This is a genomic window from Mesorhizobium oxytropidicola, from assembly GCF_056174625.1.
In genome coordinates, this window is the sequence record NZ_CM149692.1 from 5,157,010 (window position 1) to 5,169,677 (window position 12,668).

Genomic DNA, 12,668 nt, shown 5'->3' on the forward strand with positions numbered 1-12,668 from the left:
CCGCGCCACGTGCATTCTTCGTCGCGCAGGTAACCCGGCAAGCCTTTGTTAACCCTAATAATGTGTAATCAAGCAGTCGTGGTGTCGTAAACGAAAGCTTGGTCCCGTGAACGCAACCGGTCAGTCCGCAGTCTTCGGCAGGCGCAAGGAACCCCACACGGTCATCATCGCCCGCGGCAATGAGATCAGGCACTTCACGATCCGGCCCTGGCTCGCGGCATTCATCGGCTCAGCCCTAGCCGCCATTGCCATCGGCTACCTCCTGGCTACGTCCTATCTCGTTTTGCGCGACGACCTGATCGGCGCCACCACCGCGCGCCAGGCGCGCATGCAGCAGGCCTACGAAGACCGCATTTCAGCACTTCGCGCCCAGGTCGACCGCATCACCAGCCGCCAGTTGCTCGACCAGCAATTGATGGAAAACAAGGTCAGCGAACTGATTGAACGCCAGACGCAGCTTAGCCAGCGTCACGGCCGTCTCGGCCCGCTGCTTGAACGCGCCGAAAATGATGTCGGAACGGCGCCAGCCGAAGATCCGGCAGCCGCTGCCAAGCCTGACAAGCATGCCGAGGTGACCGGCAGCATCACCAAGCCCGCGCAAAACTACGCAGTGGCCAGCCTGAGCGCCGACCTCGGCGCTGCCGACACCAGGCCGTTCTCCTTGTGGTCGACCCGCTCGGAGCCGCTGCCCAATGATTCAGCCGCCGATCGTGCCGACAAACTGTTCGTCTCCATCAACCAGTCGCTGAAATCCATCGAGAGCGAGCAGCTTAGCCGCATCAATACGCTCGCCGACAATGCCTACAAGAGCGCCGACGCGATCACCCAGGCACTTCAAGCGGCCGGCTTGCCGGTCGACAGCGATTTCGGCAAGAACGAGAGCGATGTCGGCGGACCGCTTATCCCGCTCAACAGTTCGATGATGTTCGACAGCAAGGTCAAGGAACTGGACGAAGCGCTGGACACGCTCGACCATCTCAAGAAGGAAGCGCGCCAGCTGCCGCTTGCCAACCCCGCCCCCGGCCATTCCGTCACCAGCCCATTCGGCGTGCGCACCGACCCTATCCTCGGCACCGCGGCGCTGCATTCCGGCATGGATTTCAGGGCGCCGATCGGCATGGAAGCCAAGGTGACGGCACCCGGCATCGTCACCAAGGCCGGCTGGAACGGCGGCTATGGCCGTATGGTCGAGGTCGATCACGGCAACGGCTTTGCGACCCGTTACGGGCATCTCAGCGAAATCGACGTGACTGTTGGCGAGAAACTGGACGCCGGCGCCGTCATCGGCAAGACCGGGAGCAGCGGTCGATCGACCGGCCCGCATCTGCATTATGAAGTGCGCCATAATGGCGAAGCGATCGACCCCTTGCGCTTCCTCACCGTCGGCAAGAAGGTCGCCCAATACCTCTGAGCTGCGCCAGCCCTGACCTGATCGGCATCAATACCTCTCGAACCAAATCTGCCCTGCTCTGCAGGCAATCCGGATCTGGGTGATCGCTGTCCGTGTTGGCCTCGACTGTCAGCCGACCGCTTCGGCTCCTCTCTGAGCAGCGACCTAGCCAGCACCTCATCCCAACGTGCTGGCAAGCGACTTGTCCACGGCGGTTCGCCCCTGCCGGTGTTGACACAATTCCAGTTGTAGGATGATATGTATAACCATACGCCACAACATCAGTGCCGACCCGATAATGACCATTCACGGCATCTCGCCTGACGTTCTCGCTGCCTTGGAGCATGTCCTGGGGCAAGGCGGCGTGGCTGCTGATGCGGCCGACATGGCGAAATACCTCGTGGACTGGTCCGGCGATCATCGTGGCGGCGCCCTTGCCGTGCTGAAACCGGCGTCGGTCGCCGAGGTTCAGGCCGCGGTGCGGCTGTGCGGCACGCTTGGGCTGGCGATGATCCCGCAGGGCGGCAACACCGGGCTTGTGGCGGGCGCGATCGACATCGGCACGGCGCACGGCGCGGTGGTGATCAGCCTGGAGCGGTTGAACAGGATCCGCTCTGTCGACTCCGACAATTTCATGCTGCAGGCGGATGCCGGTTGCATCCTGCAAAACATCAAGGATGCGGCAGACGAGCAGGACTGCCTGTTTCCGCTGGCGCTCGGCGCGCAAGGCAGCTGCCAGATCGGCGGCAATGCCGCGAGCAACGCCGGCGGCGTCAACGTGCTGCGCTACGGCATGGCCCGCGACCTCATCGTCGGGCTGGAAGTCGTGCTGCCGGATGGCGAATTGTGGAGCGGCTTTTCCGGCCTGCGCAAGGACAATCGCGGCTATGACCTGAAGCAGTTCTTCATCGGCGCCGAAGGCACGCTTGGCATCATCACCGGCGTCGAGGTCAAACTGTTTCCGAAACCCGGCAGGGTCGAAACCGCCTATCTGGGCCTTCCCTCATTCGAGGCCGCAATCACACTGTTCAGGCAAGCCCGGCGCGAATGCTCCGACCTGATATCCGCCTTCGAGATCATCGGCGCGGAATGCATGGAGCTGGCGCGGCTCGTCGACCCGAACATCGTCACGCCGGTGGATGCGCCGGTCCATGTGCTGATCGAATTGTCGTCGAGTGCGGCTATCGATTTACGCAGCCTGCTGGTGAGTTTCCTCGCCGGCACAATGGAAAAACAACTCATCATTGACGCCGTTCTGGCCGAAAGCGGCGCACAGGCCAGAGCGTTCTGGGCCATTCGCGAGGGGCTGGTCGAGGGTCAGGCCAAGCGCGGCTACCACGTGCGCACCGACCTGTCGGTGCGCATCTCCGACATTCCCGCGCTGATCGCCCAGGCCCGCGATCTTATCGCACTGCAGCATCCGGGGTGGACTTCCCAGGCCTATGGTCATGCCGGCGACGGCAACATCCATTTCAACGTCCTGCCGCCGCTCGAGCTGGCCGAGCTCGACGCCCGCGCCAGGGGCGCGGCCATCACCGCCGGGCTCTACGACATCACCAATGCGCTCGGCGGCTCGATCAGCGCCGAGCACGGCATCGGACGCACGCGCCAACGCGTCTATTGGGCTGGATTGTCACCAGTCCAGCGCCGACTGGTCAGCACGCTGAAAGATGCGCTCGATCCGAACAGGCTGATGAATCCCGGCTGCCTCTTTCCCGCGACGGAGACTTTTTCATGAAACAAAGACTGGCCGCCATCGGCACTGTCGAGGCATTGCCGCATCGGGTCGCGGCGTTCCTCAGCCGCGAGATCGAGTCCGGCGACCTCAATCCGGGCAGCCTCTTACCGACGGAGCAGCAACTTTCGGAAAAATTCGGCGTCAGCCGCAACGTCGTGCGCGAGGCGATCGCCCAATTGCGTGCCGACGGCATGGTGGAGGCGCGGCAAGGCATCGGCTCCTTCGTCCTGGCGCCGGAGCAGCGCGCGGCGATCCGCATCGACCGCGAGACGCTGAAGGAGGGGCAGAACATGGAGCGGCTGTTCGAGCTGCGCTGTATCCTCGAGGCGGAATCCGCCGCCCTTGCCGCCGAACGCCGCGAGCAGGAGCATCTCGATGCCATCAAGGCCGCGCTCGACCGGATGAGCGGCGAGGAGCGCTGGGAAGACGGCAGCATCGACGCCGATCTGCTGTTTCACCGCGAGATCGCCCGGGCGACCGGCAACAGCTACATCCACACCTTCATTTCCTTCGTCTGCGAACAGATCCGCCGCTCGATCTATTACGCCCGGCAAACCAACCCCCTGCATGACCTGGTGGAAGTCAATGTCGGCGAACACGTGCGTATCTACGAGGCGCTGGTCGCCGGCGACCCGGCAAAAGCCGAGGCCGCGATGCGCGCGCACATCATCGGCGCGGCCAACCGTGTCGGCGTCAAGCTGCCGTCTGCTCGCGGCGAACGCACCGGCGGCGGGAAATGAGCATGGTTGTCGCCAGCATCACCCGCATCTCCGACGTCTGCCTTCTCGTCGAGAATATCGAGCGGACGGTGGAGTTCTATGTCGACAAGCTCGGCTTCCGCTTGCGACGCCGCGCCGAGGGTTTCGCCGACTTCCACAGCGAGGGCGTGACGCTGGCGGCCTGGGAGATCGACCATATCGGCCAGCATGCCGGCGTCTCCAAGCTGAAGTCGCCGCGCCATGCGCACAAGGTCTGCGTCGCCGTCCAGCTCGACGCGCCCGACGAGATCGACCGGCTGTATGCCGAGCTGATGGCAAAGGGCGTGCCGTTCTACGGCCCGCCCGAAAACTACGTCTGGAATGCGCGCTGCGCCTATTTCACCGACCCGGACGACACGCTTTGGGAACTCTACGCCTGGCTCGACGGCGGCCCCGGCGACTACCACGACGAACAGCCGTAGACGACCCGCGCCAAGGGAACGGCGCGCAATGAAGAGACGAGACAGTCTTGCAACAGGAGCGAAAAATGAATGGGAATTACGACATGAACCGCCGCAGCTTCATGAAGTCCGGTCTGGCGGCAGTTGCCGTGGCATCGGGCGGAATGCAGCTGGTGCTGACGCCGGGTGCGAAGGCCGCCGGCAAGGTCGTCATCCAGTTTGACTGGCTGATGTCCAACGGCCAGATCGGCGACATCATCGCTGTCGCCAATGGCTATTTCAAGGATGCCGGGCTCGAGGTGGAATTCAGCCCGGGCGGTCCGAACGCCTCGACTGTGCCGCCGGTGATTTCGGGCGCGGCCCAGCTTGGCCAATTCTCCGAAACGCCACAGCTGTTTGCCGCACGCGCCAGCGGCGTGCCGGTGAAGATCATCGCCTGCGGCTTCCGCACCGGCCCCTACGCGCTCACCTCAAAGGCCTCGAATCCAATCAAGGGCGTGGCCGACCTCAAGGGCAAGAAGATCGGCATCCAGCCGACGGCGCGTTTCGTCATGGACGAGATCCTGGCCAAGAACGGCATGAGCGCGTCCGACCTCACCGTCATCAATGTCGGCTTCGACAAGGGGCCGCTGGTGCGTGGCGATGTCGACGCCATCGGCGGCTGGATCACCAACACGCAGGCGCTCAGCGTCGTCGGCGACGACCGCATCGACCTTCTGGTGCGCGACCTCGGCCTGAATTCCTATGCCGATGTCTATTTCGCCACCGACGCGGCGATCGAAAAGGACCCGGGCACGCTGGCCAAATTCATCGGCGCGGTCGCCAAGGGCTGGGGTTGGGTGCATGCCAACCCGCAGGAGGCGGTGAAGAAGATGGTCGCCGCCTACCCCGAAATGGACCTCGGCTGGGAAGAGAAGACCGTCAACCTGGTTCTGAAACTGTCCTTCGACGGCGCGACGGCCAAGGACGGCTGGGGCACGTTCGACCCCGCCTCGATCGAAGAGCAGCTGGCGCTGCTCGACAAGGTCGGTCAGTACCCGAACGGACGTCCGAAGGCGGCCGACGTCTACACCACCAAGATCCTCGAACTTTCGGCTGCCGACCGGCCGAAGCTCGACGCGCCCGCCGCCTGATGGCGAACGCGATCGAAGCCAGCAGGCTGGATGTCGGCTATGGCGGCCGCCAGGCGGCCGTCAAGGTGCTTTCCGGCCTCGACCTCAGCGTCGAGGCCGGCTCCTTCCTGTCGATCCTTGGGCCGTCCGGCTGCGGCAAGTCGACCTTGCTGCGCGTGGTCGCCGACCTGCTCGACCCGCTCGGCGGCACAATCAGCGTGCTTGGCGACACGCCGCATGCGGTGCGCTCGCGCCGCGATGTCGGCTTCGTCTTCCAGGATTCGACCCTGCTGCCCTGGCGCACGGTGCGCGACAATGTGCGCCTGCCGCTTGGCGTCGGGCAGGGCAGCCTGACCCGCAAGATCGAGGACCGCAGCGAGGAGTTGCTGGAGCTGATGGGGTTGGCCGGCTTCGGCGAGCGCCTGCCGCATCAACTCTCCGGCGGCCAGCGCCAGCGTGTGGCGATTGCCCGCGCCTTGCTGGGTCAGCCGAAGCTGCTGCTGATGGATGAACCGTTTGGGGCGCTGGACGAGATCACCCGCGACCGGCTCAACGACGAGTTGCTAAACCTGTGGCGGCGCACGGGCACGACGATCCTGTTCGTCACCCATTCGATCGCCGAAGCCGCCTATCTCGGCGAACGGGTTATCGTTCTGGCCGCCAATCCGGGGCGGCTGGTTAGGGATTTGGACCTGCGGCCGCTCAAGCAGGACGGCAACCGCTGCACGCGCGAAGACCCGGCAATCGTCGCCGCCATGGCGGAGCTGCGGACCGCGCTGGAGCAGGCATCATGAGGCCCGCACCGCTCTCGCCACAAATGGCAATAGCCCTGCCCGTTCTCGGCGCGGCGTCACTGCTTCTCGCCTGGCAGTATCTGCTGCCGCTGCTCGGCGTGCCGGCCTATATCGTGCCGACCCCGACCGCAATCTTCGGCGTCTTCCAGAAGAATTTCGCGCTGCTTATGGACAATCTCAGGCCGACGCTGATCGAGGCGCTGGCCGGCTTCGTCATCGGCAATCTTGCCGCCGTGCTGCTGGCGGTCCTGTTCGTGCACAACCGCATCCTGCAGGCCACCTATTTTCCGATCGTGCTGTTCTTCAACACGATTCCGATCCTGGCGTTGTCGCCGATCATCATCCTGATCTTCGGGCTCGGCATGACGCCGAAGATCGTCATCGCGGCGGTGATCTGCTTCTTCCCGACGCTGGTGAACATGATCCGCGGCCTGGATTCGGCCAGCGACAATGAGCACGAGCTGTTCCGTGTCCTGTCGGCGACCCGTTCGGAGATTTTCTGGAGCCTGCGCCTGCCCCGCGCGCTGCCGATGCTGTTCTCCTCGCTCAGGATCGCCTCGGCGACGGCGGTCATCGGCGCCATCGTTGGCGAATGGATCGGCTCGGACAAGGGCCTCGGCGCGCTGATCATCCAGGCGAGCTTCAACTACCAGTCGGACCGGCTTTACGCGGCGATCGTGCTGTCGTCCTGTCTGTCGATCGTGCTGTTCTGTGCCGTGGTGTTGGTCGAGCGCCAGGTCATCAAATACTAAACAAGCATGTCACCGGCTCGTGCAAGCCGTGCACGAGCCGATCTTTGGATCGCTTTGATCAGTCGGTATTTTCCGGCTGCGCCGACAGAAATCCGGTTGCCGCCGCAACCAGCGTGGCCGCGCCGATTTTCAAGGCGGCCTCGTCGACGCGAAATTTGGGATGGTGAAGCGGAAAGACCGATCCGACCGCCTCGTTGCGGATGCCAAGGCGGAAGTAGACCGATGGGCGCTTCTCGCTGTAGTAGCCAAAATCGTCGGCAATGGTCCATCCGGGTGTGTTGAGAACATTGTCGGCGCCGATGCAGGACCTGCCGCTGGCGGCGATCAGTTCCGCCATCCCGCCGTCGTTGACGACACCCGGCTCGCCCTTGTGAATATCGAGTTGCACATTGGCGCCGTGGCTCGCCGCCATGCCCTCCAGGATTTCGCGAACGCGGCGCCAGGCCCGCTCTCGGGTCGCGTCACTGCCGCTGCGGATGGTGCCTTTCAGAGCCACTTTGCCGGCGATCACATTGTAGGCGCTGCCGCCATTGATGCCGGTGACTGAAATGACCAGGGGATCATAGGGGTCGATCTCGCGCGAGACGATCTTCTGCAATTCGCCGACCATGGAGCAGGCCACGGCAATCGCATCGATGCCCTCATAGGGTTTGGCCGCGTGGGCGGCCTCGCCGATGACAATTGCATCGAACGTATCGCATGCCAGAGTGTAAGGACCTGAACGGACCGCGATCTTGCCGGACGGCGTATACGGATCGACGTGAAGGCAGATTGCGGCATCGATATCGTCGAGCAGCCCCTCTTCCACCACACGTTTGCCGCCCGAGGGCGAGTCCTCTTCGGCCGGCTGGAAGATCAGGCGGACCGTCCCGCCAAAATCGGCCCTTGATCTCTGCAGATGCGCGGCAACCGCGAAGCCCATCGAGGCGTGGGCATCGTGACCGCAGGCATGCATGACGCCGGGATTGGCCGAGGCATAGTCGACGCCGGACTCTTCCTCGATGGGCAACGCATCGATGTCGGCGCGAATGGCAATCTTTCGGTTCGAAGGCTTGCCGGTGCCAACGATATCGACGGCAAGGCCAAAGCCCGCGACGTCGCGAATGTCGGCGATTCCCTCGCCGGCCAGCATCTGCCTGAGATAGCGTTGTGTGTTTTGCTCGCGGTTCGACAGTTCCGGATTGCGGTGCAAATGGCGCCGGATCTCGATCATCTGGTCGAGAATTGCAGAGTCGATATCGACTGCACCGGGACTCGCAGCACCGCCTGCCATGGCCGAACCATCAGGATTTGACATGAATCTCTCGCGGGAACTTCGTCAGGGTCTCATGGCCGGTTTCAGTGACCAGAATGGTCTCGCTGACCTCGATGCCCCAGCCGTCCATCCACATGCCGAGGATAGAATGGATTACGTTGCCGGGCTGAAGCACCGTCTTGTCACCCGGCCTGAGGCTGATCGTATGTTCGCCCCAGTCCGGCGGATAGGCGACGCCAATGGAATAGCCGATGCGTGACTCCTTCTTCAGTCCGTAGCGCTGAATGACCTTGCGCCATGCAGCTTCGACCGGCTCGGCCGTCGTTCCCGGCCTGACCGCATCGAGCACCGCGTCCATGCCCTCGATCACCGCCTTCGCCGTATCCGCGACACGCGTCGGCGTCTTGCCAAGCTGCATCGTTCTCGCCAACCCCGCGGCATAGCGGCGACAGACGCCGGCGAGTTCCAGCGCAATCGTCTCGTTGTCCCCGAACCGCCGATCGCTCCACATGATGTGCGGGGCCGAAGCATTCTCGCCACCGAGGATTGTCGGCGGAAGTGCCGTGATGTCACCGGCGAAGTCAGGGCTGCCGGCGATCTGCGCCGCCTGGATGGAAGCGATAGCATCGCATTCGCGCACGCCAGGCGCGATCACCTCGTAGGCCCGCGCCACCGCCGCTTCGGCCAAGGTCGAAGCCTTGCGCAGATAGGCGATTTCTGGTGTCGATTTGACCGCGCGGATCCAGTTCACCAGCAGATCGGCGTCGTGCCATTTCGCGTTGGGAAGGCCGGCGACAAGGCGGGCATGCGCTTTCGGCGAGAAATAATAGGCTTCGAGTTCGATGCCGATATGCCTGTTTCCCCATCCTTTGGCGACGATCCAGCTCGCGATCCAGTCCATGGGGTGGCGGTCGGCGCGCTGAACGTGATCCTCCGGGAAGCCAACGACATTCTCGGGCTTCATCCAGGCCGTCAGCAGACCGCCGGCCGCATCCATGGCGCGCCCGATCCAGACCGGCTCGACCTCCTCCAAGGGAACCAGCACCACCTGCGGCGTGTAGAACGACCAGCCATCATAGCCGGTGATGTAGTGCTGGTTGGCGACGTCGTTGACGATAAGGAGTTCGAGACCGCGCTTCGCCATCTCGGCGCGGATCTTGCGTAGCCGCTGCTGGTACTCGTCGCGGGCAAACGGCAGTTCGATCATCTCTACTCCATGCTGTGTTCAACGGTTGCGAGGCTTGCCCACCATTGAAGCGGTTTCGTTATGGCGGCAATCGGCCAAGGGCGACAGGTAAACAGGTCCTAAGCCGGGCGCGGCTTGCAGCCTTCCTTGGGTAGGCGCTGCCTTTCAATTTATTTTTGAATTCCATTTGACTGAATAAATCTTTGATGCGAACCTAGCGTCAACCGGGAGCGCAAGGCATGGCATTGCGGGGGACCAATCAGGAGTTCGGGCGGCCGTACAACCGGCGCATCGTGCTGGAGTCCATCCGCCTGCATGGGCCGATCGCCCGCGGCGAGATCGCCAGCCGCGTCGGCCTCACCGTCCAGACCGTATCGACCATCGTTCGCGAACTGGAGGAACAGGGCTACATCCTCTCCGTACGCGAAGAACCCAAGGGGCGCGGCCTGCCACCGGCGACGCTGCGGATCAATCCCGAGGGCGGCTATGCCGTCGGCATCCACATCACCCCGCTCGGCATCAATGCCGCTTTGATCAATCTGAGCGGCGACGTGATCGAGAGCGCCTACCGCGAGGCGCCGAACGCAACGCCCGACCACGCCTTCGAGCTGATCGGCGCGATGGTGTCTGAATTGACCGGATTGCGGGCTGGCGGGCGGGTGCTTGGGGTTGGCCTCGCCCTGCCCGGGCCGTTCGGTGTCGAATCCATGAGTTTTGTCGGCCCGACCACCATGACCGGCTGGAAGGATGTGGCGCTGCGCGAACGGCTGGCGGCCTCGACCGGACTGCCGGCCTTCTTCGAGACCGACATGGCGGCGGCGGCCATGGGTGAGCGGCTCTACGGCCTCGGCGCCCAATTCTCCGAATATTACTATCTCTATTTCGGCGTCGGTCTTGGCGGCGTCATGGTCCATGACGGCAGCGTGCAGCGTGGCGCCTGGGGAAATGCCGGCGAGGTCGGGCACATCCCTGTCGTTCCCGGCGGCGAGGCTTGTCCCTGCGGCAACCGGGGTTGCCTCGAAAGATACCTCTCGCTCGAGGCGCTCCGGCGCTGGAACGGCACAGAGGCCGATTGGGTCGCGGAAGTCGCGCCGATCTTTCACAATGCCATCGCCGTCATCGAAAACCTGTTCGACCCTGAAACGGTCATCCTCGGCGGGCTGGCGTCCACCGACCTGCTCGAACGGCTGGCTGGTTCGACCGGCGGCCTGCACAACTCCGTCTCGGCACGCAAAGACCGAACGACGCCCCGGGTCATGGTCGCGCGCGGCGGGCAACATTCGGTGTTGCGTGGCGCCGCCGCCCTGGCGGTTTCGGGCGTGCTGTCGCCGCGCTTCGGCCAGATGTTCGCTGCAGAGCGCGAACGCGGCCGCGATCTTCTGACAGCCAAGGAGATTGCGGCATGAGCGAACCGCTGCTGGTGCTGGAAAACGTCACCAAGAACTATGGCGCCATCGAAGCGCTGAAAGGGATCAGTTTTTCCATAGGCAAGGGCGAGGTCGTGGCATTGCTGGGCGACAACGGCGCCGGCAAATCCACGCTGGTCAAGATCATCGCCGGCGGGCTGGAGCCGACTTCGGGCCGCATGCTGTTCGAGGGCAAGGAGTTTCTGGCCAGGTCGCCGGCCGAGGCCAAGGCGGCGGGCATCGAAACCGTCTACCAGGACCTGTCGCTCTGCACCAATGTGGACGTGGTGGCGAACTTCTTCATGGGCCGCGAGATCACCAGGAAGGTGCTCGGCATTCCCGTGCTCGACGAGCGCGCCATGGAAGCCGTCGTCGGCAAGGCGCTGGCCAGCGCCGGCACCCGCATTCCGTCGCTGCGCACCAATGTCGAGCATCTCTCGGGCGGCCAGCGCCAGGCCATCGAGCTCAACCGCTTCGTGCATTGGGGCGGCAAGCTGGTGCTGCTCGACGAGCCGTTCGCGGCGCTGGGCGTCGAGCAGACGCGGCGCGGTCTCGACATGATCCGCCAGGTGGCCAGCCAGGGCATCGGCGTCGTCATCATCACCCACATCATGCAGCAGGCCTTTCAGGTCGCCGACCGGATCGTGGTGATCCGGCAAGGCGTCGTGGCGGGCGATGTCGCCAGAAACAAAACAAGTCCCGATGCGGTGATCAACATGATCACCGGGAGACGCTCGCCGGTGCCGGACCGGCGGGCTGAGGGGCAAAGAGGGGTCCGGCGCTAGAGGAGCGAACGACATGAAGCGAATACTTCTTGCTGTCTTCGGTATCCTGGCACTGGCCTTTGCCACGCTCACGCCGGCATTCGCCCAGTCCAAGGGGACCGTCTACTATATGGTGCCGACACTGCTGGACGAGTTCCAGACCGGCTCGGTGACCGCGCTGGAGCTGTTCCTGAAACAGGTCGGCTACGACATTAAGACGCTGAACGCCGACAACAAGACCGACGCGCAGCAATCGCAGATGAACGACGTCATCGCGCTGAAGCCGGCGGCGATCATCCTGGCGGCGGTCGATTTCAATGCGCTGAAGCCGTCGATCGAGGCGGCGCGCGGCGCCGGCATTCCGGTGGTCGAGTTCGACCGCCAGATCACCTCGACTCCTTCCGATTTCACCTCGGTGGCGGGTACCATCGAGATCGGCCATATCGCCGCCGACCAGGCGGAAAAGCTGCTGAAAGCCAAGAACGGCTCGGTGAAAGGCAAGGTCCTGCAGGTGCTCGGCGATCCTGGCGATCCCTACACGCTCGACATCCAGAAGGGCTTTGAGGAGAAGATGAAGGCGTTCCCGGACGTCAAGATCATCTCGCTTCCGGCCATGCAGTGGGAAGCGAGCAACGCCGGCACCATCGTCGCCGACCAGATGCTGGCCAACCCCGACATCGACCTGATCTTCAGCCATGCCGCGCATCTCTCGGTCGCCGCCGTCGCCTCGCTCGAGGCCGCCGGCAAGAAGCCGGGCGACGTCATGCTGATGAGCTCGAACGGTGCGCCGGTCGGCCTCGACCTGATCCGCAAGGGCTGGCTCAACGTCGAAGTCGAGCAGCCGCTCTACGCGCAGGCCGCGGCCGTCGCCATGTTCATGGACAAGATCGTCAAGAAGCAGGAGATCAAGCCCGGCGACTATGACGTGCTCGGCTTGAAATCGACCGTCACCAAGGAAGCCTGGGGTCCGAACATCAAGATCCCGGGTGCGGCCATCACCAAGGAAAACGTCGACAATCCGGCCTTCTGGGGCAACCAGAAGGCACCGACGGACAAAGTCAAATCCGTCGAATAGGCACGTCGCCTGAAACGCTCCGGGCCTTCTCGGCCCG

11 protein-coding genes and 1 pseudogene are annotated in these 12,668 nt (G+C 63.8%); 10 read left to right on the forward strand and 2 right to left on the reverse strand.

Annotated elements, in window-relative coordinates; all coding sequences use genetic code 11:
- Positions 1 to 106: 106 nt before the first annotated feature.
- From AC0V8S_RS25925 to AC0V8S_RS25955, 7 genes are all read left to right on the forward strand, one after another.
- Complete coding sequence (locus tag AC0V8S_RS25925) at positions 107 to 1,411, forward strand: M23 family metallopeptidase (protein WP_183458558.1); 1,305 nt, start codon at positions 107 to 109, stop codon at positions 1,409 to 1,411.
- A gap of 277 nt (positions 1,412 to 1,688) precedes the next feature.
- Positions 1,689 to 3,128 carry an FAD-binding oxidoreductase gene (locus tag AC0V8S_RS25930; RefSeq protein WP_475434258.1) on the forward strand — a complete coding sequence of 480 codons (1,440 nt, stop codon included), beginning with the start codon at positions 1,689 to 1,691 and terminating at the stop codon, positions 3,126 to 3,128.
- On the forward strand, positions 3,125 to 3,868 hold the full coding sequence (locus AC0V8S_RS25935; RefSeq protein WP_183458557.1) for a FadR/GntR family transcriptional regulator: 744 nt from the start codon (positions 3,125 to 3,127) through the stop codon (positions 3,866 to 3,868). The genes AC0V8S_RS25930 and AC0V8S_RS25935 overlap by 4 nt, the downstream gene beginning before the upstream one ends.
- On the forward strand, positions 3,865 to 4,308 hold the full coding sequence (locus tag AC0V8S_RS25940) for a VOC family protein (protein WP_183458555.1): 444 nt from the start codon (positions 3,865 to 3,867) through the stop codon (positions 4,306 to 4,308). Before AC0V8S_RS25935 ends, AC0V8S_RS25940 begins: the two co-directional genes overlap by 4 nt.
- A gap of 83 nt (positions 4,309 to 4,391) precedes the next feature.
- Positions 4,392 to 5,420, forward strand: a complete 1,029-nt coding sequence (locus AC0V8S_RS25945) for an ABC transporter substrate-binding protein (RefSeq protein WP_183465248.1) — start codon at positions 4,392 to 4,394, stop codon at positions 5,418 to 5,420.
- On the forward strand, positions 5,420 to 6,193 hold the full coding sequence (locus tag AC0V8S_RS25950; RefSeq protein ID WP_183458553.1) for an ABC transporter ATP-binding protein: 774 nt from the start codon (positions 5,420 to 5,422) through the stop codon (positions 6,191 to 6,193). Before AC0V8S_RS25945 ends, AC0V8S_RS25950 begins: the two co-directional genes overlap by 1 nt.
- Positions 6,190 to 6,945, forward strand: coding sequence for an ABC transporter permease (locus AC0V8S_RS25955; protein ID WP_183458551.1), 756 nt, complete (start codon positions 6,190 to 6,192; stop codon positions 6,943 to 6,945). The genes AC0V8S_RS25950 and AC0V8S_RS25955 overlap by 4 nt, the downstream gene beginning before the upstream one ends.
- 58 nt (positions 6,946 to 7,003) lie before the next feature.
- On the opposite strand, the gene AC0V8S_RS25960 is transcribed toward AC0V8S_RS25955, so the two are convergent.
- Positions 7,004 to 8,242: a M20 metallopeptidase family protein gene (locus AC0V8S_RS25960; RefSeq protein ID WP_475434262.1), complete on the reverse strand. Its 1,239-nt coding sequence runs from the start codon at positions 8,240 to 8,242 to the stop codon at positions 7,004 to 7,006.
- Positions 8,229 to 9,407, reverse strand: coding sequence for a M24 family metallopeptidase (locus tag AC0V8S_RS25965; RefSeq protein WP_475434264.1), 1,179 nt, complete (start codon positions 9,405 to 9,407; stop codon positions 8,229 to 8,231). The genes AC0V8S_RS25960 and AC0V8S_RS25965 overlap by 14 nt, the downstream gene beginning before the upstream one ends.
- Before the next feature lie 218 nt (positions 9,408 to 9,625).
- Between AC0V8S_RS25965 and AC0V8S_RS25970 the strand changes: the two genes are divergently transcribed.
- From AC0V8S_RS25970 to AC0V8S_RS25980, 3 genes and pseudogenes are all read left to right on the forward strand, one after another.
- Positions 9,626 to 10,792 carry an ROK family transcriptional regulator gene (locus AC0V8S_RS25970; protein WP_183458547.1) on the forward strand — a complete coding sequence of 389 codons (1,167 nt, stop codon included), beginning with the start codon at positions 9,626 to 9,628 and terminating at the stop codon, positions 10,790 to 10,792.
- Positions 10,789 to 11,552 (forward strand): annotated as a pseudogene (locus AC0V8S_RS25975) (ATP-binding cassette domain-containing protein). Before AC0V8S_RS25970 ends, AC0V8S_RS25975 begins: the two are co-directional and overlap by 4 nt.
- 38 nt (positions 11,553 to 11,590) lie before the next feature.
- Positions 11,591 to 12,631 carry a sugar ABC transporter substrate-binding protein gene (locus tag AC0V8S_RS25980; RefSeq protein WP_475434266.1) on the forward strand — a complete coding sequence of 347 codons (1,041 nt, stop codon included), beginning with the start codon at positions 11,591 to 11,593 and terminating at the stop codon, positions 12,629 to 12,631.
- Positions 12,632 to 12,668 lie beyond the last annotated feature (37 nt).